This window comes from Geodermatophilus sp. SYSU D00525, from assembly GCF_054050475.1.
In genome coordinates this window covers 1-22,313 of sequence record NZ_JBJGZK010000001.1, presented here as the reverse complement: position 1 = coordinate 22,313, position 22,313 = coordinate 1, and the positions used below count along the sequence as shown (strand labels likewise).

Annotated in this window: 20 protein-coding genes and 1 rRNA gene; 8 read left to right on the top strand and 13 right to left on the bottom strand. The window is 76.6% G+C overall.

The window, feature by feature from the left end; genetic code table 11:
* Nucleotides 1-84: 84 nt before the first annotated feature.
* From ACI796_RS00105 to ACI796_RS00090, 4 genes are read right to left on the bottom strand one after another with little or no spacing between them, the layout of a single operon-like run.
* Entirely contained in the window at nucleotides 85-1,719 is a 1,635-nt protein-coding gene (locus ACI796_RS00105; protein ID WP_456939210.1) for a GMC oxidoreductase, read from the bottom strand.
* A gap of 10 nt (nucleotides 1,720-1,729) precedes the next feature.
* Complete coding sequence (locus tag ACI796_RS00100; protein ID WP_456939209.1) at nucleotides 1,730-2,665, bottom strand: cyclase family protein; 936 nt, start codon at nucleotides 2,663-2,665, stop codon at nucleotides 1,730-1,732.
* Nucleotides 2,662-3,483 carry a glucose 1-dehydrogenase gene (locus ACI796_RS00095; protein ID WP_456939208.1) on the bottom strand — a complete coding sequence of 274 codons (822 nt, stop codon included), beginning with the start codon at nucleotides 3,481-3,483 and terminating at the stop codon, nucleotides 2,662-2,664. The genes ACI796_RS00100 and ACI796_RS00095 overlap by 4 nt, the downstream gene beginning before the upstream one ends.
* On the bottom strand, nucleotides 3,480-4,157 hold the full coding sequence (locus tag ACI796_RS00090) for a hypothetical protein (RefSeq protein WP_456939207.1): 678 nt from the start codon (nucleotides 4,155-4,157) through the stop codon (nucleotides 3,480-3,482). Before ACI796_RS00090 ends, ACI796_RS00095 begins: the two co-directional genes overlap by 4 nt.
* Nucleotides 4,158-4,415: 258 nt before the next feature.
* On the opposite strand from ACI796_RS00090, the gene ACI796_RS00085 reads away from it, so the two are divergent.
* A complete protein-coding gene (locus ACI796_RS00085) occupies nucleotides 4,416-5,000 on the top strand; it encodes a sensor histidine kinase (RefSeq protein WP_456939206.1) in 585 nt (194 codons plus the stop codon).
* 57 nt (nucleotides 5,001-5,057) lie between these two features.
* Here ACI796_RS00085 and ACI796_RS00080 read toward each other — a convergent pair whose 3' ends face one another.
* The 4 genes from ACI796_RS00080 to ACI796_RS00065 form a co-directional block, all read right to left on the bottom strand.
* Nucleotides 5,058-5,501, bottom strand: a complete 444-nt coding sequence (locus ACI796_RS00080) for a DUF4383 domain-containing protein (protein ID WP_456939205.1) — start codon at nucleotides 5,499-5,501, stop codon at nucleotides 5,058-5,060.
* 151 nt (nucleotides 5,502-5,652) lie between these two features.
* Nucleotides 5,653-5,784 carry an SDR family oxidoreductase gene (locus ACI796_RS00075; RefSeq protein WP_456939204.1) on the bottom strand — a complete coding sequence of 44 codons (132 nt, stop codon included), beginning with the start codon at nucleotides 5,782-5,784 and terminating at the stop codon, nucleotides 5,653-5,655.
* 212 nt (nucleotides 5,785-5,996) lie between these two features.
* Nucleotides 5,997-6,212, bottom strand: a complete 216-nt coding sequence (locus tag ACI796_RS00070) for a DUF1918 domain-containing protein (protein ID WP_456939203.1) — start codon at nucleotides 6,210-6,212, stop codon at nucleotides 5,997-5,999.
* 362 nt (nucleotides 6,213-6,574) lie between these two features.
* Nucleotides 6,575-6,826 carry a hypothetical protein gene (locus tag ACI796_RS00065; protein ID WP_456939202.1) on the bottom strand — a complete coding sequence of 84 codons (252 nt, stop codon included), beginning with the start codon at nucleotides 6,824-6,826 and terminating at the stop codon, nucleotides 6,575-6,577.
* 311 nt (nucleotides 6,827-7,137) lie between these two features.
* Between ACI796_RS00065 and ACI796_RS00060 the strand changes: the two genes are divergently transcribed.
* From ACI796_RS00060 to ACI796_RS00050, 3 genes are all read left to right on the top strand, one after another.
* A complete protein-coding gene (locus tag ACI796_RS00060) occupies nucleotides 7,138-7,401 on the top strand; it encodes a hypothetical protein (protein ID WP_456939201.1) in 264 nt (87 codons plus the stop codon).
* Between the two features lie 180 nt (nucleotides 7,402-7,581).
* Nucleotides 7,582-8,721, top strand: a complete 1,140-nt coding sequence (locus tag ACI796_RS00055; RefSeq protein WP_456939200.1) for a hypothetical protein — start codon at nucleotides 7,582-7,584, stop codon at nucleotides 8,719-8,721.
* A 17-nt stretch (nucleotides 8,722-8,738) separates the two neighbouring features.
* Nucleotides 8,739-11,792 (top strand): FtsW/RodA/SpoVE family cell cycle protein, encoded by a 3,054-nt coding sequence (locus tag ACI796_RS00050; RefSeq protein WP_456939199.1) that lies wholly within the window; start codon nucleotides 8,739-8,741, stop codon nucleotides 11,790-11,792.
* Between the two features lie 16 nt (nucleotides 11,793-11,808).
* Here the strand turns inward: ACI796_RS00050 and ACI796_RS00045 are convergent, their stop codons facing one another.
* Nucleotides 11,809-12,798 carry a rod shape-determining protein gene (locus tag ACI796_RS00045; protein WP_456939198.1) on the bottom strand — a complete coding sequence of 330 codons (990 nt, stop codon included), beginning with the start codon at nucleotides 12,796-12,798 and terminating at the stop codon, nucleotides 11,809-11,811.
* A 148-nt stretch (nucleotides 12,799-12,946) separates the two neighbouring features.
* Between ACI796_RS00045 and ACI796_RS00040 the strand changes: the two genes are divergently transcribed.
* The gene (locus ACI796_RS00040) at nucleotides 12,947-14,215 is read left to right on the top strand and encodes an AI-2E family transporter (RefSeq protein ID WP_456939197.1); all 1,269 of its coding nucleotides are present in this window, start codon (nucleotides 12,947-12,949) and stop codon (nucleotides 14,213-14,215) included.
* Between the two features lie 21 nt (nucleotides 14,216-14,236).
* On the opposite strand, the gene ACI796_RS00035 is transcribed toward ACI796_RS00040, so the two are convergent.
* On the bottom strand, nucleotides 14,237-14,986 hold the full coding sequence (locus ACI796_RS00035; protein ID WP_456939196.1) for a hypothetical protein: 750 nt from the start codon (nucleotides 14,984-14,986) through the stop codon (nucleotides 14,237-14,239).
* 211 nt (nucleotides 14,987-15,197) lie between these two features.
* Nucleotides 15,198-17,243, bottom strand: coding sequence for a SpoIIE family protein phosphatase (locus tag ACI796_RS00030; protein ID WP_456939195.1), 2,046 nt, complete (start codon nucleotides 17,241-17,243; stop codon nucleotides 15,198-15,200).
* 302 nt (nucleotides 17,244-17,545) lie between these two features.
* Here ACI796_RS00030 and ACI796_RS00025 point away from each other — a divergent pair, with 302 nt between their 5' ends.
* Nucleotides 17,546-17,695: a hypothetical protein gene (locus tag ACI796_RS00025; protein ID WP_456939194.1), complete on the top strand. Its 150-nt coding sequence runs from the start codon at nucleotides 17,546-17,548 to the stop codon at nucleotides 17,693-17,695.
* Between the two features lie 46 nt (nucleotides 17,696-17,741).
* Nucleotides 17,742-18,839: a permease gene (locus ACI796_RS00020; protein ID WP_456939193.1), complete on the top strand. Its 1,098-nt coding sequence runs from the start codon at nucleotides 17,742-17,744 to the stop codon at nucleotides 18,837-18,839.
* 12 nt (nucleotides 18,840-18,851) lie between these two features.
* Here the strand turns inward: ACI796_RS00020 and ACI796_RS00015 are convergent, their stop codons facing one another.
* Complete coding sequence (locus ACI796_RS00015; protein ID WP_456939192.1) at nucleotides 18,852-19,235, bottom strand: hypothetical protein; 384 nt, start codon at nucleotides 19,233-19,235, stop codon at nucleotides 18,852-18,854.
* A 365-nt stretch (nucleotides 19,236-19,600) separates the two neighbouring features.
* The gene (locus ACI796_RS00010; protein WP_456939191.1) at nucleotides 19,601-21,721 is read right to left on the bottom strand and encodes an MMPL family transporter; all 2,121 of its coding nucleotides are present in this window, start codon (nucleotides 21,719-21,721) and stop codon (nucleotides 19,601-19,603) included.
* Nucleotides 21,722-22,251: 530 nt separating this feature from the next.
* Between ACI796_RS00010 and ACI796_RS00005 the strand changes: the two genes are divergently transcribed.
* Nucleotides 22,252-22,313 (top strand): 16S ribosomal RNA (locus ACI796_RS00005); the annotation flags it as partial.

Below are 22,313 nucleotides of genomic sequence, written 5' to 3'. Positions count from 1 at the left end.
TGCTCTGCCCGCGGATGCTCTGCCCACGGACTCGTCCTCTGCCCACCCGGGGTGGGCAGAGCACGAGCGTCCGCGTCAGGCGCGTCAGGCCATCCCGGCCCCGGCCTCCTGCGACGCTCCGGCCTCCGGCTGCGAGCCGGTCCGCGGCCGCGGCACGGCGGCGGCCGTGCCGGGCACACCGAGGCGCTCGGCGATCCGGTCGGCGACCCGCAGCGCGTTGGCGACGATGGTCAGCGTCGGGTTCACCGCGGTGCTCGACACGAAGAACGACGCGTCGGCCACGTAGAGGTCCTCGACCTCGTGCATGCGGCAATCCAGGTCCAGCGGTGCGGTCGCCGGGTCCGGCCCGAAGCGGATCGTCCCGTTCTGGTGCGCCACCCCGCCGATGCCCAGCTGCCCGCCCGCGTACTGGCGGTTCTCGTACACGTCCTGCTCGCACCGGATGGAGTCCAGCAGGCCCATCAGGCGCATCCGCAGCCGGGCGACCTCGGCGGCGTTGGTGCGGCGGTAGAACAGCCGGATCCCGCCGTCGGCGTCCACGGTCACCCGGTTCTCGTCGAGCGGCAGGTCCTCGGTGGTGAGCCAGAAGTCGATCGAGTGGCGGGCGAGGTCGGCGGGGTCCCGGGCGTCGGGGACGTCGAAGCCGATGAGCACCGCGTCGCTCTTGCCGTTCATCTGGATCGAGCCGACCGGGTACTCCCAGTCCGGGTCGAACGGGTCGGACCAGTAGAGGTCGTTCACGCCGATCGTCTTCTGGAACCGCGTCGGGTTCGGCGTCTTCGAGAACGCGACCAGGCCGGAGTTGTTGTGCAGCATCAGGTGCCGGCCCACGTGCCCGGAGCCGTTGCCCAGCCCGGCCGGGTGGCGGTCGGACGCCGAGGCCAGCAGCAGCGCGGCGGAGTTGATCGCGCCGGCGGCCAGGACGACGACGTCGGCGGTGTACTCCTCGCGCACGCCCTCCCGCTCGACGACGACCCGCGAGACCCGGCGGCCCGAGGCGTCGGTCTCCAGCCGCACCACGCGCGCCCGGGTCCGCAGCTCGACGTTCGGGTACCGCAGCGCAGGCCGGACGGTCATCACCTCGGCGTCCGCCTTGCCCTGCACCAGGCACGGGAAGCCGTCGCAGGTGGCGCAGCGGATGCACGCCGACAGGTGCGGCTGCGCCTCGTCGCGCAGGATGCCGTTGGGCAGGGAGAACGGGTGCAGGCCCGCGGCGGTCAGGTCCGCGCGCAGCTGGGCGATCCGCGGCTCGTCGCTGATCGCCGGCCACGGGTATGGGCCGGACGCCGGCGGGTCGTCGGGGTCCTCGCCGCGGGTGCCGTGCACCTGGTAGAGCTGCTCGGCCCGGTCGTACCACGGCGCGAGGTCGGCGTAGGTGATCGGCCACGCCGGCGAGACGCCGTCCACGTGCCGGACCGGCCCGAAGTCCCGTTCCCGGAAGCGGTAGAGGACCGCGCCGTAGAACTTGGTGTTCCCACCGACGTAGTAGTGCTGCTTCGGCGTGAACCGCCGCCCGTCGGCGCCGTCGGTCCACTGGCCGCTGTTGGCGTAGCGCTTGTCGGCCCACAGTGCCCGCGGGTCCCAGTTCTCGACCTCCCGCGGCAGCCAGTCACCGCGCTCGAGGACCAGCACCCGCTTCCCGGTGGGCGCCAGCGCCCAGGCGACCGCGCCGCCGCCGGCTCCCGACCCGATGACGACGACGTCGGCGTGCTCGGCCATGGGGTCCTCCTCAGGTGATGGCGAGCGGGGTGATCCAGGCGCCGGTGGCGCCGCGTAGCTTGGCGTGGCTGACGACGAGGCAGAACTCGCGCAGCCCGGCCGCGGCCGCCTCGGCCAGCCGCAGGTTCTCCAGCACGACGACGCCGTGCCGGACGTTGAGGGTCTGAGGGACGACGAACGGCTCGCCGGGGTCCTCGGGCGGCACCGGGCCGTGGCTCCAGGTGTCGCAGCCGGTCAGCGCGATCCGCCGCTCCGCCAGCCACCCCGCGAGCTCCAGTCCCGGGCCGGGCTCGCCGGAGGAGTACCGCCCGGGGTCCTCGCTCCAGAACCGGCCCCAGCCGGTGTGGAACAGCACGGCGTCCCCCGGGCGCGGCGTCCGCCCGCCGAGCGCGGCCCGGGCGTCGTCCACCGTGACGACGTCGCCGGGGCCCAGGGCGTCGACGCCGCGGACGGCGGCGACGTCGAGCAGCAGGCCGCGGGTGACCACCTGCGGGAGCGTTTCCACGCCGAGCCGGTTGGTGCCCCACTCCTCGGCGATGTCGGCCAGCCTGTGGCCGTTGTAGGTGCGGTCGCCGACCTGCAGGTGGTTGAGCGCGTCCAGGTGGGTCCCCATCTGCTGGGTGGCGGTGATCTGCTCGACCACCCAGTTCACCCCGTTGCGGCCCCAGCCCTCGGGGCCGCCGCCGTCCGGCCGGCGGCGGTTGACGAAGTGGGCGTTGGTCGTCAGGTAGGAGCGGAACGTCCGCCCGGGGAAGGCCGGGACGTCGGCGTGCAGCACGTGCGCCAGGTCCAGCACCCGCCCGGTCCGCACCAGGGCGACCGCCGCGACGACGACCTCGGGCGTGATCTCGTTGAGCGCGCCCGCGGCGTCGTCCGGCCCCCAGCGGGAGGGGAACCAGCCCGCCGTCCGCTCGTCGGCCGAGGGCGGGCGGTCCAGCGCCGTCACTCCGAGGACCAGGTGGTCTCGAACGACGGGTAGAGGGTGAGCCCGCCGTCGACGAACAGGGTCTGGCCGGTGACGTAGGCGGCCTCGTCCGAGCAGAGGAACGCGGTGATCGCGGCCATCTCCTCGGCGTCCCCGGCGCGGCGCATCGGGATGTGGCTCTCCACCATCTGCCGCTTGACGGGGTCGTCGATCCAGGACCGGTTGATCGGGGTGACCGTCGCGCCCGGGCCGATGCCGTTGACCCGGATGCCGCGGGCGGCGTACTCGAGGGCGAGGGTGCGGGTGAGGTTCTGCATGCCGCCCTTGGAGACCGAGTAGCCGAGGAAGCGGGGCTTCGGGATCACCTGGTGGACGCTGGAGACGTTGACGATGCAGCCCGGCGAGCCGGTGGCCAGCCACGTGCGGACGGCCTGCCGGCTGCACAGGAAGGCGCCGCGCAGGTTGACCGCGAGCACCCGGTCGAAGGCGGCGGCGTCGAGCGCGTCGCTGTCGGCGGCGACCTGGATGCCGGCGTTGTTGACCAGCAGGTCGATCCGGCCGTACTCGCCGAGCGCCTGCTCGAACATGGCGCCGACCTGGCCCTCGGAGGACACGTCGGCGGCCACCAGGATCGGGTGCGTGCCGGCTGCGGACATCTCCTTCATGCAGATCTCCACGCCGTGCTCGATCGCCTCCCGGGTCTCCTCGGCGCCCTCGGGAGCGCCGACGTAGTTGATGGCGACGTCGACGCCCTCCTGACCGAGGCGGATGGCGATCGCCTGCCCGATGCCGGAGCTGCCGCCGGTGACCAGCGCCTTCTTGCCCTGCAGACCCTTCACGTCCTGCTCCTGTCGGTGAGTGCCCGTGCCCGTCCCTCGGTGAAGGAGGCGACGGCGTCGTCGGGCGTGCGGATGCGGCCGGCGCCGACCAGGGCGCCGAAGGGGGCGTTCCAGAACGGGTCGTCCGACGGCGGCCCCTCGTGCGGGCCGACGTAGAGGTAGGGCTCCGGTGTCGCGTCGTCGCCGGGCGAGACCCCGTAGTTGACGGCGTCGAGGGTGATCGCCAGGTCCAGGTGCTCGGGCCACAGCACCGGGTCGGCCGGGGTGCCGAGCGCGGCGGCGAAGCGGCGCAGGGCGGCGTCACCGAGTGCGTACCAGGCGGCCAGCCGGTGCGCGGCGACGGCGTCGACCGGCAGGGGCGCGTCGGGGTCGGGGACCGTGGCGGGGGAGTAGCTGCCGCGCAGGCCGAGTTCGACGCCGGCGGCGTCAGCCGCGGCCCCGAGCGTGGTGAGCGGGTGCTGGTGCCGGGCGTCGCCGTCGACGACCACCAGCCGGTCCGCGACGACGGCGAGCTGCCGGCCGCCGACGCCGCGGGTGGTGGCGTAGCCGCCGGGGAACGGGCGCAGCCGGATGGTCCCGGAGGCGGCGAACTGCCCGGCGGCGAGGACGTGCTCGGCGAGCAGGTGCCAGCTGTGCCGGGTCGTGACGAGTGCCGGCGGCGAGGTGCGCGTCATGCACCCGTCGTCCCACGCCGGCGCCCGTTCGTTACGCGGCCCTCCTCGGACGAGGCGCGACCGCCGACTCCGCGTGTCCCGTCCCTCCGCGTGGAGGGTGCCGATGCCCGCGACCCGGACCGACCGCGGCGGGCCGGCCGCGCCGTCGACCGTCGGCACGCACGGCCCGGAGCGTTACCGTCGCCTGCGGACCGATGCGTTCCGGGCACCCCCGGTGCCCGAGGCGCCCGCTGGTGGGCCGGACCGAGGCGAGGGGGCATGTGGCCGTCCGAGTACGACGACGTCGCGGCGGGCCTCTACGACGAGATCGTCCGCGACCTGTACTCGGCCGGGCTGACCGTCTACGGCGTCGCCGCCGGCCTGGGCCCCGGACCGTTCGCCCAGCGTCTGCAGGCGGCCACCGCCGAGCTCGACGACGCCATCAAGCGGATCCGGCTGGCGGTCCTCGCGCTCGCCGACCGCCCGGTGACGGACTCCGGCAGGTACGCGTCCCGGCTGTTCGACGCGGTCACCGCGGTCACCCCCGCCCCGACCACCAGCGTCGCCGGACCCCTCGGTGACCTGCCCGAGCCCGTCGTCGGCGAGCTGGTCGACGTCCTGCGAGCAGCCCTGACCCTCCCGGGCCGGCGCGCCGGCTCCCGTCCCGTCGAGGTCGCGCTCACCGTCGCCGACGGCGGCGTCACCCTGCAGGTCGTCGCCGACGGCAGCGCACCGGCGGACCTCCCCGACGACGGCGGCCTGGCCGAACTGCACCGACGGGCGAGCGCGCGAGGAGGGTCCTGCGTCGTCGAGCCGGGACCCGCCGGTGGCACCCGGCTGACCTGGGCGGTCCCGCTGCGGTGATCGCGCGGTGCCACGGCTCGCGCCCGGGGCCGTGGCCGGCCCCGGGCGGAGTCCGGGTCAGACCCGCGTCGTCCGGCGGCCGACGGCGGCCTGGACCGGGCCGAGGGCGATGGCCAGCCCGATGGCGGCGCTGACGGCGTGCAGCCAGTTGTCCGCGGCGTTGATCGCCAGGAAGTCCCACGTCTCCCCGATGGCGATCAGCCCGTAGACGAGGGCGGCGCCGTAGCCGACGGCGAGCAGCCAGCCGTAGGTGCGCGCGAGGGCGAGGGAGCGGGCGAGGGCCAGGCCGGCGACCCCGACGGCCAGGTGGACCACGTTGTGGAGCGGGTTGATCTCGAAGCCGAGCAGTTCCTCCCCGGTGTGGGCGGCGAAGTCGTCGAACCCGGTGACGAAGAACCCGGCGATGCCGGCGATCGTGTAGACGGCACCGACGACGAGGGCAGCGACCTGCGGCCACGTCCACGCCCCGGGAGTGCTGACGGTGCGGTCTCGTGCGGACATGGGTACCTCCTCCGACGGCGTCCGCGATGAGGGCCCCAGTGAGCCGCCGCGCCCGGCGGGGCGCCAGAGGACCAGGTCACCGGGGGCGGGGACCTCCGTCGGCGTGCAGCGGTGCCGGAGGTCTCCGGTCAGCCGGGCGGCACCTGGCCGGTCACCGGGCCCCGTCGACGACGGACTCCGACCCGGTGGAGGAGCTGCTGTCGTCACGGGCGAGGAAGACCACGAGGGCGGCGACCTCCTCGGCCACCACCGCCCGGGCGACGGCCGCGCCGATGTCCCCCACGCGCCACCGCTGACCAGCACCGACCTCCCGTCGAGCGTGCCCATGACTCATCCTCGGTCCGGTCGGCGTCCCTGTGCCGACGTCAGCCGAGCGCGACGGGGTGGCGGCTCGGCGTCCGGGCTCCGGCGGTCACCCCACCGGACTCCCGGCCCGGGACCGTCGACGGACCCGGAGGTCGGGGGACGCGACGGACGTGCGGCCCTCCGGCTCGATCAGACCCCCGCGCACCCGCCCACGTGCCGCCGCCCGGGACGCAGCGTCGCGTCCGGTCCGGGGTACACCAGGCCGGTGCGCTCGTCGTCGAGCCGGCGGACCGAGCGGGGCGGGCTGCCGTCGGCGTGCGCGACCTCGAGGACCAGAGGCTCGCGGTGGCCGTCGTCCGGTCGCCGGCCGTGCACGACGAGCCAGTCGCCCACCTGCGCCCGCACGGCGGCCGCCTCCTCCCGTCCGGCCGGGCGGCCCGGTGCTCGGGTCCGGCGGGCCGCCCGGGGACACCAGCGTCGATCCGACGGACGGTCCCGGCCACGGCCGTGCGGCCCACGTCGGCACGGACCTCGGTCCCTGCTGCTGCCACCGTCGGTCACCGTCCGGCGGACGTGGACGGCAGGACCCGCGCCGGTGGCTCGGGGGCGCCGCCGTGGCCGGGGCGACGCCGGCCGTCGGCCGGTCGTCGTGGCGGCGGCCGCGGACGGGGCGAGCCGCGCGGCTCCAGGTGGACGCCGCTACGGGTACACGCCCTCCGGCCGGCGGATCTCCACCGGGGGCCGCTGACCGCCGGCGCCGGGTCGGGTCATCGTGCCGCTCCGTCGAGGTCGCGCATGCGGTCGAGGAGCCGGTCCCGGCGGCGGGTCAGGACGCCGAGCAGTGCCTCCTGCAGTTCGGCCTCGGCGATGGCGGCGCTCCGGTCCTCGGGATCGGTGGCCCCCTCGGCCCGCTGCCCGACCCAGGCGCGGCTCTCCTCCGCCGCCCGCCGGGTCCGGTCGATCTCGGCCTCCACCTGGCGCAGTTGGTCCTGCAGCCGCGACGTGCGTCCGTCCTGCATCGCGGTCTCCTCCCGCTCCGACGGCCTCGCCGTGCACGGTCACGGTGGCCCCGGACGGGAGCAGCGGGGCAGGGGCGGAAGGCCCTCCGGCCGCGCGGACGGTCCCCGGCCGCGCCGGCGGCGGGCTCCGGGCCGCGGCGCCGACCCGTGCCGCCGCAGGCGGCTGACCTGCGTCGTGTGCGGCCTTCGGGGGACAGGGCACTCCGCCCGCGGTCGGGAGGGGCCACCGCCCCTGGAGCGGACCGCACCCGGCCCGGCACGGTGACGTCGCGGGGCGGGAGCAGGACGCGCCGGCGAGGAGGCGGACGCCCATGGGCTGGTACGGCTGGGACCACATGAGCGGCTGGGGCTGGTTCACCCTGACCGCCGGCGCCGTGCTGCTCCTCGCCGTGGTGGTGGGCCTGTTCCGGGCGCTGGTGCGGACGGGCGGGCAGCCGCCGCCCGTCCCGCCGCGGCCGACGGCCGAGGAGCTGCTGGCCGAGCGTCTCGCGCGCGGGGAGATCGGCGAGGACGGGTACCGCAGCCGGCTGGCGGCGCTGCGCGGCGTGGGGTCCTCCCCGCGGGCGCCCGGCTGAGACCGGGACACCCCTCCGGAGGCGGGACCGCGGGCGCGACGCGCCGGTCCACAGCGCGACTCGCCGGTTCCGGTGCGACGGCGTGCGCCGACCCGGTGACAGGCGGGGCCTCGTGCACCAGCCTGGGCGGCGCCGGACCCGGGGAACATCCTGAGCGCACGGATGGGCGGGTGACAGTCAGTGGCAGACCTGACGATCGAACGGGCGTCCGGAGGCCTCGACGACGGTTCCGCGCCCGCCCATCCGGCCCAGCAGCGGCCGGCCGGTCCGTCCCCGGCACCCTCCGACGGCGTCGCGCTCGCCCGCCTGCTCGCCCTGGCCCGGCTCACCTCGCCGCAGGCCCTGGAGCTGGCCGCCGGCGTGCTGGAGCAGGCGGCGCAGCTGCCGGTGCCGGACGCCGCCGGCGGCCGCGCGCTCCTCGACCGGGTCGCGGTGGGGACCGACGGGCAGGTGGGCCTCCACCCCTCCGCGACGCCGTCGGGTCCCGCCGTCGCCGCGGTGCTCGCCGACGTCGTCGCCACCGCCCGGTCCCGCCCCGGTGCGGCGGACGCGGAGGACCCGCTGCTGGACGCGCTCGACGCGGCGGTGGCGGCCCTGCCGGACGCCGGCGTCCCTCCCGTCGCGCGCCGGGTCGGCGAGACCGCCACGGGGATCGACCGCGGCGCCGTCCGCGCCGAGCTCGGCGCGCTGGTGCGGTCCATCGCGACAGGCGGGCCGGTGGGCGCCGCCGCGGCGGCCGCCGTCCGCGGCACCGTCTCGCGCCCGGTCCGGCGCGAGACCTCCCGCACCGCGCGGCGGGTCGGGGCGTGGCTGCTCTCGGTCGTGGTGCTCGCCGCGGCGGTCACGACGGAGGTGGTCCTGCTGCGGGACGAGATCGCCGCCGACGTCGACGTGCTCCTGGACGCCGGGCGCAGCGGCGTCGAGCCGACCGCGGAGCCCGAGCCCGACGGCGTGCCGATCACCCGGCCGGCCCCGGCGTCGGCCGGCAGCGTGGCCGCGGTCGACCTGCGCGGCCTCGACGCGTGCGAGCCGGGGCAGCCGTGCACCGTGCGGGTGCAGGTGCGGCTCGTCCCCGGCGCCGCGGAGCAGCGGGTGACCTGGTCCTACCTGCTCGTCGACCGCTGCACCGGCGACACGTCCACCGCGCCGGGCGGCACGGTCGCCGTCCCGCCGGGAGGGGAGCGGGCCGAGGCCGTCGGCGTCGTCGCGCTGCCGCCCCTGCCGGCCGTCGCGGTCCTGGCCGTCACCGACTCACCCGCGACCGCGGCCTCCGCGCCGCTGTCCGTGGGCTCCTGCCCGCCCGAGCTCCGCACCCGCTGACCCGACGGGAGAGCCGCATGCCGTACTCGGTGCCCGCCGGCCGGCCGGACGACGACGCGGGGGACCGCCGGGCGGGCCGGCGGTGGAGCCGCCGCCAGCGCCGCGTGCTGTGGGCCGTCCCGGAGGACTCCCCGCTGGAGCCGGGCGGGCTGCCGGCCGCCGAGGGCGGGCGGGGCCGGACCCGGGAGGAGCGCCGGGAGCGCCGCAGCGCGCTGTTCGACCTGCTCGCCGTGGTCGCCGCCCTCGCCCTGGTCGGGCTGGGGCTGGCCAACCTGTACCTGATCGGCGCGCACGACCTCGCGCTGCGCCAGGGCCTGATCGCCGCCGGGGGCATCCTCGCCCTCGCGGCCCTCTGGCGGGTCCGCGTCCGGTACCTCGGTGTGCTGGGCTGGGTGTCCTATGTGGCGGCCGTCGTCTTCCTCGTCGGCGTCCTCACGGTCGGGGTGACGGTCAAGGGCGCCACCCGCTGGTTCGTCCTGGGCGCGGTCACCTTCCAGCCCTCCGAGCTGGCCAAGCTCGGGCTGCTGCTGGTCCTCGCCGCCGTCCTCGGCTCCGCCCGGCCGGCGTGGCGGCGCTTCGGCCTCGCCGTGCTGCTGGCGGTCGTGCCCATCGCGCTCACCCTGCTCCAGCCGGACCTGAGCACCACCATGCTGCTGGTCGTCCTCACCGCGTCGATGCTCGTCCTCGGCCGGGTGCCCGCGCGCTTCCTGCTGCCGCTGGGCGCCGCGGCCGTGGTCTCCGCGCCGCTGATGATCAGCCTGCTGCAGCCCTACCAGCTGCAGCGGCTGGGCACCTTCCTGGTCGGCGCCCACGAGTCGCCGACCGGCTCGGGCTGGGCGCTGCGGCAGGCGCACATCGCCGTCGCCTCCGGCGGGCTGACCGGGCGGGCCGGCGACCCGCTGCGCGAGCTGCGCGCCGAGTACCTGCCCGAGGGGCAGACCGACCTCGCGCCGGCCAGCCTGGTCGGGCAGTGGGGTCTGCTGGCGGGCGCCGCCGTGGTGCTCGCCGTCGTCGTCCTCGTGTGGCGGCTCGCGCTGGCCAGTCGCCGGGCGCGCACGCCGCAGGCCGCGCTGGTCGGCGGTGGGCTGGCGATCCTCATGGGCGTCGAGACCGTCGTCTCGATCGGGGCCAACCTCGGTCTGCTGCCCCTGGCCGGCGTGCCGTTCCCGCTGCTCAGCTACGGCGGGACGGCGCTGGTCGTGCACCTGGCCGCGATCGGTGTCGTGCTGGGCGTCCGCCGGGACAGCGTCCGCCGGCGGCTGTGGGCGGCGCCGGGCCGGCGCAACCCGCGCCCGCGGCTGCTCCGGCTGGCCGCGGCCGCCCTCTCCGTACTGCTCGTCGCCTTCGGGCTCTACGGCTGGCGGATGCAGGTCACCCGCGGCGAGGAGCTCACCCTCGCCGGCGAGGAGCAGATGACCCGCTGCATCCGGCTGCCCGCGCCCCGCGGCGCCATCACCGACCGGCACGACGCCCCGCTGGCCGTCGACGCCGCGGCCGCCGGCACCGGCGTCGACCGGGTGCTCGCGGTGCCCGCCCTCGTGCGCGACGACGCCGCGGCCGTCGAGCGGCTCGCCGGCCTGACCGCCCGCCCGCCCGCCGAGCTGCAGGCCCAGCTCGACGCGGCGGAGGCCACCACGCTGTCGCTGCCGGTGGCCGAGGTGCCCCGGGCCGTCGGCGACACGGTCGCCGCCGCCGGGATCACCGGCGTGCTCGTCGTCCCGGAGCCCCGCCGCTGGTACCCGGAGGGTGCGCTGCTCGGCCCGGTCCTCGGCTTCGTCGGCGTGGCCACCGCCGAGTCGGAGGAGCGCTGGTCCGGCCTGCCCAACGGCGAGATCGTCGGCCGGGCCGGCCTGGAGCTGGAGTACGACGCGGTGCTGCGCGGCACCAACGGGCGCCAGTGCGTGTACGTCGACCCGGCGGGCGTGCCCGTCGCGCTGGCCGGCCGCGTGGAGCCCGTGCCCGGCGCGGACCTGCGGCTGGCGATCGACCTCGGGCTGCAGCGGCAGCTGGACGCCGGCCTCGCCGCCGCGCTGCGCGCCCAGCCGCGGCCGCAGGGCAAGATCGGCGCCGCCGTCGCCATGGACCCCCGCACCGGGCACGTGCTCGCCATCGCCAGCGCCCCGTCGTTCGACAACAACGTCTACGGCCCGCCGGCCGACCGCGGCGCGCTGGACGCGCTCGCCTCGGCGCCCGGGGCACCGACGCTCGAGCACGTCACGCAGGCGGTCGCGCCGCCCGGGTCGACGTTCAAGCTCGTCGTCGCCGCGGCCAACCAGGCCCACCGGGTGTGGGACCCCGGCCAGGTGATCCCGACCGGGGGGAGCTTCACCTACGGCGGGCACACCTTCGGCAACTGGCGGCCGATGGGGCCGATGGACCTGCGCGAGTCGATCGCCATCTCCAACGACGTCTACTTCTACAAGCTCGCCGTCGCCCTCGGCCCCGAGGCGATGATCGACACCGCGCAGTCACTCGGCGTCGGCCAGCGCACCGGCATCGACCTGCCCGGCGAGTCGGCCGGGTACCTCGGCACGCCGGAGTCCGTGGAGGCCGACGGCGGCACCTGGTACGGCGGGTCCACCGTCATCCTCGGCATCGGCCAGGGCGAGATCACGGTGACGCCGCTGCAGAACGCCCGGTGGACCGCCGCGCTCAGCACCGGGGCCCTGGTCACCCCGCGGCTGGGCATGTCGATCGGGACCCAGGGGGCGCACACCGCCGTCCCCACCCCGGCCCCGGCGCCGCTGCCGTACGCCGCCGAGCTGGGCCCGGTCCGCGAGGGGATGCGCGACGCCGTCACCAGCGGGACCGCCGTCCGGCTCGCGGACCTGCCGGCTCCGGTCGGCGGCAAGACCGGCACGGCCCAGGACGGCGGGCTGCGCGACGACGAGTACGACAACTGGCTGACCGTCGCCGCCCCGATGGACGCCCCGGAGATCGTCGTGACCGCGATGGTGCAGGGGCCGGGGACGGGGGCCAACAACGCCAAGGACGTCGTGTCCGCGGGCCTGCGCCACTACCTGGACCACCGGGCCGACGTCCTCGCGACCGAGCCGGTGCAGGCCCCCTGACCGGCGGCGCCGGGCGTCAGCGGCGGCCGTAGGCCGACAGCAGCGCCCGGTTCCGCAGCGCCCGCGCGGCGCCGTCGGCGACGCAGGTCAGCGGCTCCTCGGCCGGCTTGACCGGCAGGCCGAGGACCCGCTCCAGCTCCTGCGGCAGGCCGGGGATCAGGGAGGACCCGCCGAAGACGAGCACGCCTTCGCCCATCACGTCGGCGATCGCCTGCGGCGGGAGGTCGTCCAGGCAGGGCGCCAGGGTCCGCACGATGTCGTCGACGACCGGGCGCAGCGCCTCGGCCACCTCCGCCGCCGGGACGGTGGCCAGCCGCGGCCGGCCGGTGACGCCGTCCCGGCCCTGGACGACGAGCGGCTCGTCCCCGGCCGAGGAGAGCCGGACCTTGAGCGCCTCCGCCTCGAGGTCGCCGACCAGCAGCTGGTGCTGCTCGCGCAGGAACCGGGCGACGGCCAGCGTCATCTCCTCGCCGCCGGTCTTGCTGGTCCGGGAGGCGAGCACGCCGCCGTAGCAGAAGGCGACCGCCTCGGCGCGCCCGCCGCCGACGTCGACGACCATGTGCACCCGCCGCTCCAGCGGGTCCAGGCCGCAGCCGACGGCGCCGGCGACCGCCTCGTCCAGCGCGGTCACCGGCCGGATGCCCGCCTCCTCGGCGGCCTCCAGCAGCGCCCGGTGCTCCAGCGCGCTGGACCCGACCGGCACCGTGACCACCGCGCGGACCGGCATCCGCCACAGCCGCTGGCCCGCCGCCCGCAGCACCGCGCGCAGGTAGGTCCGGGTGGTCTCCAGGTCGGTGACCACCCCGTCGTCGAGGGGGCGCACCGCGGCGTACCGGGACGGCGCGCGGCCGAGCAGGTCGGCGGCCTCCCGGCCGACGGCCAGCACCCGGTCCCGGCGGCCGCTGCCGCGGCGCACGAGCATGACGGTCGGTTCGTCGTAGAGGATCCCGCGGCGCACGTCGCTCACGACGGTGGTGGCGGTGCCGAGATCGATCCCGAGCTCCACGCGGTGCCTCCTGACCGACGGGTGCCCGGCCAGTCTGGCGGCGGGTCCCGGGTCCGGTCCAGATGCCCCGGCGCGCCCCGACGGAGGTCCTGCCGACCGGAGACCTCTGGCCCGCGACGGAGGTCCCGGTCCCCTCTACCGTGCCAGCGTGCCGGGGAGTGGGGAGCCCGACGGGACCGCCGGGCGCGAGGTGCCGGCCGCCCCGCCGCCCGCTGCCGCGCCCCCGGTGACGCCCCCGCTGACGCCGCCCGTCCCGCCGCCCGTCACGCCGCCCGTCACGCCCCCCGGCCCGGCCGACGGCGCGGCGCCCGGCCGCTGGGGTGCCGAGCCGCCCTGGCTGCGCCGGGTCCTGCTCCTGGTGCTGCTCGCCGTCGCCGCCTACCAGGTGGCGGCCTGGTCGTTCACCCACCTGCGGAGCTTCCTCGGCCTGGTGTTCCTCGCCTGGATGTTCTCGATCAGCATCGAGCCGGCCGTGCACGCCCTCACCCGCCGGGGACTGCGCCGCGGGGCCGCCACCGGCCTGGTGATGCTCGCCGTGGTGCTCCTCGCGATCGGCCTGATCGCCGCGTTCGGCACCCTGCTGGTCGACCAGCTCGCCGGGCTGGTCACCTCGCTGCCCGACGTCGTCCGCAGCCTCGTGGACGCCGTCAACCGGACCTTCGGCACGCAGCTGCAGGCCGGCGACGTCGTCGACTCCCTGCAGCTCACCCCCGAGCGGGTCCAGCAGGTCGTCGAGGACCTCACCCCGGGCGTCCTCGGGTTCGTGACGACGGTGATCGGCGCGATCTTCCAGACGCTGACGTTCCTGCTGTTCGCCTTCTACATGTCCGCGCAGGCCCCCGCGCTGCGGGACTCCGTCTCCCGCCGCTTCCCGCCCCGCCAGCAGCGGGTGATCGCCACCGTCTGGGAGATCGCGGTGGAGAAGACCGGCGGCTTCGTGTTCTCCCGGTTCCTGCTGGCCCTGCTCAGCGCGTTCGTCACCGCGGTGTTCCTGGCGGCGCTCGGCGTGCCGTTCTGGCTGCCGCTCGCGCTGTGGACCGGCCTGGTGTCGCAGTTCATCCCCACCGTGGGGACCTACCTCGCGATCGGCCTGCCGGCGATCGTGGCGCTGGCCGGCCAGCCGTCGGACGCGCTGTGGGTCGTGGTCTTCGGCACCGTCTACCAGCAGGTGGAGAACTACCTCGTCGGGCCGCGGATCACCGCGCGCACGGTGCACGTGCACCCGGCGGTCGCCCTCGGTTCGGTGATCGTCGGGGTGAGCCTGCTCGGGCCCATGGGCGCGCTGGTGGCCATCCCGGTCGTCGCCGCCGTCGAGTCGGTGGTGGAGACCTACGGACGGCGCTACGAGCTGGTGGACGCCCCGGCCGCGCCCCGCCCCCGGCCGCGCCGGTGGCGGCTGCGGAGGCCGCCGCACTGACGCGGGACGGCCCGCCGGCGGTCAGCCGGCGGCGGGGGTGCCCGGGGCCGCCGGCGCGGTGCGCGGCACGGCGGTGAACAGGTCGACCAGGCCGTCCCAGCGGTTGCGCCGGCCCGGCGGGAACCGGCGCAGCGCGCGCCGCGCGCGGGAGCCGTCCGGCGGGTACCGGCGCCGGGCCCACGGGGAGGTGGGCCGGGCCAGCCGCACCGCGCCCACGAGCGCGACCAGCGGCACGAAGACCCCCACCACGCCGAGCACGACGCGGCCCTTGAGCACGGCGACCAGCGCGAACAGCAGGTTGACCACCACGGTCAGGGCGAGGGCCACCTCGCTGTCGGCGTCGTCGGCGTCGAACGGGTTGGCGCCGGCCAGCAGCAGGACGCCGACGACCAGCGCGATGAGCACCGCGTCCACCGAGCTGCGGCCCTCCCGGGACCAGTACACGTCCTCCAGGTGCAGCCACAGGGCGAACTCGTCGAGGGTGAGGGCCGCGCCGGCGCCGAAGAGCACCGCGACCAGGACGGCGCCCGCTCCCGCGGGGCGGTAGGTGAACTCGACGGTCCCGGTGCCCAGCAGCAGGAAGATCCCGTAGACCTCGTGGTGCAGGTGCACCCCGCCGACGCTGGCGTCCCGGAACGGCCCGCGGCCGAGCCGGATGGCGTGCGTGACGAAGCGGGTGACGAGGAAGGTCACCAGGAAGCCGAGCACCAGCCAGGCGACGAGCTCCCGCCGCCCGCTGACCACCGGCAGGAACTCCAGTTCCAGCTCCACGGCACCTCCCGCCGTGCGTGGCTGCGACCGCCCGCGATCCTGCCGTGCCCGGGGCGGCGGTGGGGGCTCCCCGGGTCCGGTCCGCGGCACGGCGCCGACCCCACCGTGTGGTGCCCGGCCTCGGCCCGCAGCGCGCGGTCGGGCACCGCACGGTGAGGTCGGTGAGGCCGCCGGCGCCCCGTCCCGGGCCTCCGCCGGGAGGAGCCGCGGGTCAGCCGGTGGCGGGCAGGCGCACGAGGTCGAGGACGGTGCGGGCGGTGCTGCCGGGCGGCGCGAGGAGGGTCAGCGCGTGGCCGTGCCCGGCGAGCTGGTCGCGCATCCGGTGCAGCACCTGCACGCCGGCGCTGGCCAGCAGCGTCACCTCGCTGAGGTCGACGGTGAGCGGCAGCACACCGCCGCGGGAGGCCGCGGCCAACTGCCGGGCCAGCGCCTCGACCGAGGTGACGTCCACCGGCCCGGACACCCGCAGCCGCACGTCGCGGCCGGCCGGCCCGCCGTCCCCACCACCCGGCGCGACGTCGACGGCGAACGGCGGGCGGGCGGCGGGCGCGGTGTCGCGGCCGATGTCGGAGCCGAGCATCGCCGGCCGGTGCAGCCGGTGCCGCAGCGTGACCACCGTGCCGGCGTCGGTCGGGCCGGCGCCGCGCGACACGTGCAGGGAGTCGGTGAGCTGCTGCGCCATGAGCAGTCCCCGGCCGCGGTGGGTGGCCCCGGGGTCCGGGTCGCGCCAGCTGCCCTCGTCGGTGACGCGGCACTCGAGCACGCCGTCGGGCAGCAGGGCGGCGTCCACCCGCACCGGCCCGGGCAGCCCCGGCGGGTAGGCGTGGTCGACGGCGTTGGCGATCGCCTCCCACATCGCCAGCTCCACGGCGTCGCGGTCGTCGTCGGCCGGGTCGAGCGTGTCCATCCACGCGTCGACGGTGCGCCGCAGCCCGCGGATGCTGCCGTGGTCGGTGGTCGTCTCCACGTGCAGCGCGGGGACCGGCTCCGGCAGGCGGTGCGCGGCGAGGGTGGTGACGTCGTCGTCGTAGCCGGTGCGGGTGAGCAGCTCGACGGTCAGCTGGCAGACCCGCTCGGCCGGGCCGGCGCCGGCGCCGAGCGGCGCGTGCCCGGTCGCGGTGTCGGCGGCGACCTTCGCCAGCTCCGCCATGCCGTCGGCGATGCTGCGGTGCGGCCGCTCGACCAGCCCGTCGCTGTAGAGGAGCACCAGCTCCCCGGGCGCCAGCGTCCCCGCCGACAGCGCCGGGGCGGTGCCGGGGACGCCGGTGCCCAGCGGCTCGCCGCCGAGGTCGGTGAGCCAGCGGGTGGACCCGTCGGGGGCGACGACCACCGGCGGGGGCTGCCCGCAGCAGGCGTAGGTGAGGTCGCCGGTGGCCGGGTCGAGCACGACCAGCGCCACGGTGGTGGCGCGCAGCCGCGGGCTGCGCGCGGCGAACGCGTCCGCGCGGGCCAGCGCCTGGGCCGGCCCGGCGCCGGTGACCAGCGCGTCGGCGAGCACCGCCCGCAGCTGGCCCATCGCCGCCGACGCCGCGACCCCGTGCCCGACGACGTCGCCGACGACGAGCGCGACGCTGCCGCCGGGCAGCGGGATCGCGTCGAACCAGTCCCCGCCGGCCACCTGGTCGCGGTCGGCGACCAGGTACCGGGCGGCGATCCGGGCGCCGGGCAGCACCGGCAGGTCGGTGGGCAGCAGCGCCTCCTGCAGCGCGGTGACGACGTCGCGGGCGTCGCGGAGCCGTCGCTCGGCGTCGGCGGCCTGCTCCTGGGCGGCCTGACGGACCCGCACGGACTCGGTGACGTCGTAGGCGTAGGTGGCCACGCCGCTCACCCGCCCGTCGACGGCGTGCGTCGGCGCCATGTGGAAGTCGAGGTAGACCTCCTGCAGCGCGCCGGTGCCACCGAGGTCGACCTGCAGCCGCCACTCCCGCGCCACCCGGCTGCGGCCGGTGGCCAGCACCTCGTCGAGCAGCTCGAAGACGTGCTGCCCCGCCAGCTCTGGCAGCGCCGACCGGATCGGCGCCCCGACCAGCTCGTCCCGGCCGAAGAACGACCGCATCGCCGCGTTGGCCGCCACCACGGTGTGCTCGGGTCCGGCGTAGACGGCGAGGATCAGCGGCACCTGGTCGAAGGCGGTGCGGACGACGTCGGCGTCCCCGACCAGCCGCGCCAGCTGCTCCGCGGCGTCCGGTCCGGCCGCGCCGTCGCCGTCGGTGGCACTGCTGGTCGTGTCGGCGTCTGCTCCGCCGTGGTCGGTCACGCGCACACCCATCGGAGTCCCGACCCGGGGGCGGCTGCACCACGGGCCCCGCGCTTACCCGGGCGGCGGGCCCGTTCACGCATCGGCCGCGTCCGTCCCCCGGGGGATGTGGCCGAGCGCACAGCGGCGGTGGGCGCTCAGGGCGGCCCGGCATCCCCCGGCAGGGGTGAGGCGGGTCGCCGCCGGCTCCCGACCATGGGCGCATGACCACCGGTCGACACCCCGGCCCGCTCGTGCACGGCCCGGACACCGAGCGGGTCCCGTCCTGAGCGGGCCACGGAACGGGACCCGGGGAGGGCGCCGTGGGCTGGGTGGTGCTCACCGTGGTGGGCCTGGTGCTGGAGCTGGCGCTGGTGGTCGCGCTGGGCCGCGCGGTGACCAGCCGGGACGAGGAGGTCGCGGCCGTGGAGGCGGCGCGCCCGGCGGACGGGGCGCGCCGGCCCCCGGCCTGAGGCCGCCGCGCTGCGGCCGCCCGCCCGCGCCGGTTGGATCCCGGACGTGGCGACGACGAGCCGGCTGTCCGCCGAGCGCCCCACCCGGCCGCCGGCCCGCACGGCCGCCGTCGTGGGCACCCTGCTGGCGCTCGGGGTCGCGGTGGCCGTGCTGCTGTGGGCCAAGTGGCTGCCGTACGGGGCGAGGGTGGCGTCGCTGCACGCCACCCACACCTGGGACGGCGGCAGCATCCTGGCCGTGGGCGGCGTCGAGCCGGGCGACGCGCCCAGCTGGCACGCCGCGACGACGTTCACCGGCACCTACCTGGCGGCGGTCTGGGAGGCGCTGGTCGCGGCGCTGCTGATCAGCGCGGCGGTGCAGGCCCTGGTCCCGCGCGCCTGGCTGCTGCGGGTGCTCGACCGCCGCAGCACGCTCGGCTCCGCCGCCGTCGGCGGGCTGGTCAGCACGCCGTCGATGATGTGCACCTGCTGCACCGCCCCGGTGGCGGCGACGCTGCGCCGCGACGGCGTGGGCACCGCCGCGGCCGTCGCGTACTGGCTGGGCAACCCGCTGCTCAACCCGGCGGTGCTGGTGTTCCTCGCGCTGGTCGCGCCCTCGCAGTGGACGGTCACCCGGCTGCTCGTCGGGGCGCTGGTCGTCGTCGGCGGCGCGGCGCTGGTGGCCCGGCTCACCGACCGCCGCGAGGTCCCCGCCGGGGTGCTGCCCGCGGACCCGGGGCCGGCCCGCAGCTGGGCGGCGACGGCGCCGGAGCGGTTCGGGCGGACCCTGCTGCGGCTGCTCGTCACCCTCGTCCCCGAGTACCTGCTCGTGGTCCTCGCGGTCGGCGCCTTCCGCGGCTGGCTGGTGCCGCTCGTCGACGGCTCGCTCGGCGCCGGCCCCCTCGTGGTGGTCCTCGCCGCCGTCGTCGGCACCCTGCTCGTCCTGCCGACCGGGGGAGAGATCCCCGTGCTGCAGGGCCTGGCGCTGGCCGGGCTGTCGCTCGGCGGCGTCGGCGCGCTGCTGCTCACCCTGCCCGCGGTCAGCGTGCCCGGGATCGCGATGGTCGGCCGGGCCTTCGGCTGGCGGACCACGGCCGTCACCGCCGTCGTCGTCGCCGGGGGCGGGCTCGTGGGCGGCGCCGTCCTGACCGTCCTGGCCGGCTGAGACCCCCGCCGGTCACCTGTGCGGCGGCGCTCCCTCGACGCCGGCCTGCCGCGCCTCGTGCAGGCGCAGCCGCGCCGGCAGGTCGCCGAACAGGAGCCGGGTGTCGACGTCGGTGTGGACCCGCCGCGTCCCACCCGCCGTCTCGGTGTACGTGCTCGACTCGTCGTCCAGGGCGGTGACCAGCACAGCCGGGCTGTCGCCGAGCGGCCAGACGCCGCCGAGCCGGATCCAGTCGGGCAGCGGGAGCTCGAGGAAGCCGGTCCACAGCCACCGGCCGACCCGGCCGACCCGGCCGCTGCCGGCGAGGTCGTGCCCGAGTGCGGCGACCGTGCAGGCGCAGCGCCGGTGGGTCTCCGGCGGGAACTGCCGGATCGCCGGCTCCGGGCGGGCGAGCACCAGCTCCGCGGCCGCCGGTCGGTGTCCCGGTCGTACTCGGCGGCCCCGCCGGCCCGCGCGCCGCCGACCCCAGCGGGCCGAACACCGGGTCGAGGAAGGAGCTGGTGACGGCGACCACCCGGTTGGTCGGGGACAGCAGGTGGTGGGCCGGCGCGACGAGACCGTCGGGGTCGCCGGCCCAGTCGTTGTCGACCACCACCCGGCACTGATCGGCGAGGCGCAGCCGTCCTCCGTGCTCCACCCGGTTCTCCTCCGGTCCGCCGCGGCGGGTCGCGCGGGCCGGTCCACCCTGCCCCGGGTCCCCGCCGGCGTCCCAGGCCCGTGCCGATGAGCGGAACGCCGCCGTGCCGGCACGCCCGCCGGCGTCAGGTCCGGGCCGGCGCCTCCGACGGCGACGCCGCCGGCGCGGGCGGCACCTCCGGCTCGTCGAGACGGCGCGCCAGCCGGCCGGGCCACCACATCCACCGGCCGACGTCGAGGGTCAGCGCGGTGACCAGCACCGAGCGCACGACGATCGTGTCGAGCAGCACCCCGAGCGCCACGGCGATGCCCAGCTGGGTCAGGAAGGTCAGCGGCAGGGTGCCGAGCACCGCGAACGTCGCCGCGAGCACCAGGCCCGCCGAGGTGATCACACCGCCGGTGGCGGCCAGCCCGATCAGCGCGGCCCGCCGCGTGCCGTGGTCGGCGGACTCCTCCCGCACCCGGGTCATCAGGAAGATGTTGTAGTCGATCCCGAGGGCCACGAGGAACACGAAGACGAACAGCGGGAACGAGCTGTCGGTGGCCGTCACGCCGAGCACCCAGTCGAAGACCAGGGCGCTCAGCCCCAGCGCGGCGCCGAAGGACAGCACCACCGTGGCGATGAGGAGCAGCGGCGCGACCAGCGCCCGCAGCAGCACGCCCAGGACGACGAGCACCACCAGCATGATCAGCGGGATCACGACGCGGTTGTCCCGCTGCGAGGCGGTCTGGACGTCGAGGTTGAGCGCCGTCGTCCCGCCGACCAGGGCCTGCCCGTCGCCGACGTTGTCGAGCGAGGTGCGCAGCTGCTCGACGGTGGCGGCGGCCGCCGCGCTGTCGAAGGGATCGGCCAGCGAGGCCTCGACGAGCGCGCCGTCCCCGACGACCTGCGGGGGAGCCACCGTGGCGATGCCGTCGTCCGCGGCCACCGCGGCGGAGACCGCCTCGGCGTCGTCCGCCGTGGTCACCACGACCACCGGGTTGCCGGCGACGGCGGGGAAGTGCTCGGCGGCGACCTCCTCGCCGGCGATCGACTCCGGCGTCCCGCGGAAGCCCTCGGCCTGGGTCAGGCCGCTCGGGTCGAGCCGGAAGACGGCGAGGCAGGCGAGCAGCAGCAGCGCGCTGGTGACCATCCAGGTGGCCCGGGGGCGCGGCCGGATCCAGGCCCCGACGCGGGCCCACCAACCGGTGGCGCTCGGCTCGGCGCTGCCGAAGGCGGGGCGCACCGGCCAGAAGACCCACCGGCCGCAGATGACCAGCAGCGCCGGCAGCAGCGTCATGAGCACGACCAGGGTGACGGCGACGCCGATCGCGGCGACCGGGCCGAGGCCCGCGGTCGAGTTCATCTCCGCGGCGACCAGGCAGAGCATGCCGAGGACCACGGTGCCGGCACTGGCCACCACCGCCGGGCCGGCGCGGTGGACGGCCTCGGTCATGGCCTCGTGCCGGTCGGTGTGCAGCCGCAGCTCCTCCCGGTACCGGGCGACGAGCAGGAGGGCGTAGTCGGTCCCGGCGCCGACGACCAGGACGGTGAGGATGCTCGCGCTCTGGGCGTTGACCGTGAGTTCCGCGTACCGGGCGAGCAGGTAGACGACGGCCTGGGCGCAGACCAGCGCGATGACCGCCGAGAAGATCGGCAGGATCCACAGGACGGGGCTGCGGTAGGTCAGCAGCAGGATGACGATGACGACGCCGAGCGCGGCGAACAGCAGCGTGCCGTCGATGCCCGCGAAGGCCTCGGACGAGTCGGCCGCGTTGCCCGCCGGACCGGTCACCCAGGCCTCGAGCCCGTCGGGCGCCTGCGAGGCCTCGGCGCGGATGTCGTCGACGATCGGGGCGATGGCCTCCCACCCGTCCGGTCCGACGTCCAGGGGGACGACGAGCTGCACGGCCTGCCCGTCCTCGGCGGGGATCGGCCCCACGACGCTGCCGGAGATCTCGTCGAGCTCCCCGAACACGCCGACGTCCTCCTGGACGGCGGCGAGGTCCTCCGCGGTCAGCCCGGTCGTCCGCTCGTAGACGACCACCGCGGGTATGAGGTCCGGGTTGGAGCCGAGTTCGCGCTGGAGCTCGAGGACGCGGGTGGACTCGGCGTCCTGCGGCAGCCAGGCGGCGATGTCGTTCTCCTGCTCACCGGTGAGCCCGCCGGCCAGGGGAGCGGCCGCTGCGGCCAGCGCCACCCAGACGACGAGGATGACCCACTTCAGGCGTGGGGAACTGACACGGGACGCGTAGGACCTGCCCATGACCGGGCCCTCCGGGAACACCGGGCCGGCGGACCCGGACGGGGACTGTCGGGCCGGACGCTAACGACGGGCACGGCGCCCCGTCACCGACGTTGGTCCCCGGTGATCACACCGCCCGGCCCTACCGGGCGCGCGCCTGCGGCTCGTGACGGGCCCTTCACCCGGCGGCACCGTGCCGGTCCCGGTCGCGCTCGGGACCCCCCCTGCAGGACCCCTTCGGGGCCGTGTATGGTTCTTCCTGCACCAAGCGAGAACGGACCGGGCCGCCAGCCTGGTCAACCGCCGGAAGCGCCTCTGAGGGCGCACTGTTGCGGAGCCTGGTGTAGAGTGGGGACACCGCCTCGAACGAATGCCCGCAAGGGTCCGAGTACGAGCGCGTCCGCTCCTTGAGAACTCAACAGCGTGCCGAAAGTCAGTGCCAAGTAACAAACCCCCGCACTGTGCGGTCTTCGGATCGTGGAGTGAGGGTTCCTTTGGTTGATGGATGTCGCGATCGGTCAGGTCGCGGTTCTCAGCCGGATGCAAATTCATCTACGGAGAGTTTGATCCTGGCTCAGGACGAACGCTGGCGGCGTGCTTAACACATGCAAGT

Coding starts and splice junctions, on each gene's coding strand:
- ACI796_RS00105 (WP_456939210.1), bottom strand. CDS start 1,719: ATGGCCGAGCACGCCGACGTCGTCGTCATCGGGTCGGGAGCCGGCGGC.
- ACI796_RS00010 (WP_456939191.1), bottom strand. CDS start 21,721: ATGGGCAGGTCCTACGCGTCCCGTGTCAGTTCCCCACGCCTGAAGTGG.
- ACI796_RS00090 (WP_456939207.1), bottom strand. CDS start 4,157: ATGACGCGCACCTCGCCGCCGGCACTCGTCACGACCCGGCACAGCTGG.
- ACI796_RS00050 (WP_456939199.1), top strand. CDS start 8,739: ATGCCGTACTCGGTGCCCGCCGGCCGGCCGGACGACGACGCGGGGGAC.
- ACI796_RS00080 (WP_456939205.1), bottom strand. CDS start 5,501: ATGTCCGCACGAGACCGCACCGTCAGCACTCCCGGGGCGTGGACGTGG.
- ACI796_RS00065 (WP_456939202.1), bottom strand. CDS start 6,826: ATGCAGGACGGACGCACGTCGCGGCTGCAGGACCAACTGCGCCAGGTG.
- ACI796_RS00060 (WP_456939201.1), top strand. CDS start 7,138: ATGGGCTGGTACGGCTGGGACCACATGAGCGGCTGGGGCTGGTTCACC.
- ACI796_RS00085 (WP_456939206.1), top strand. CDS start 4,416: ATGTGGCCGTCCGAGTACGACGACGTCGCGGCGGGCCTCTACGACGAG.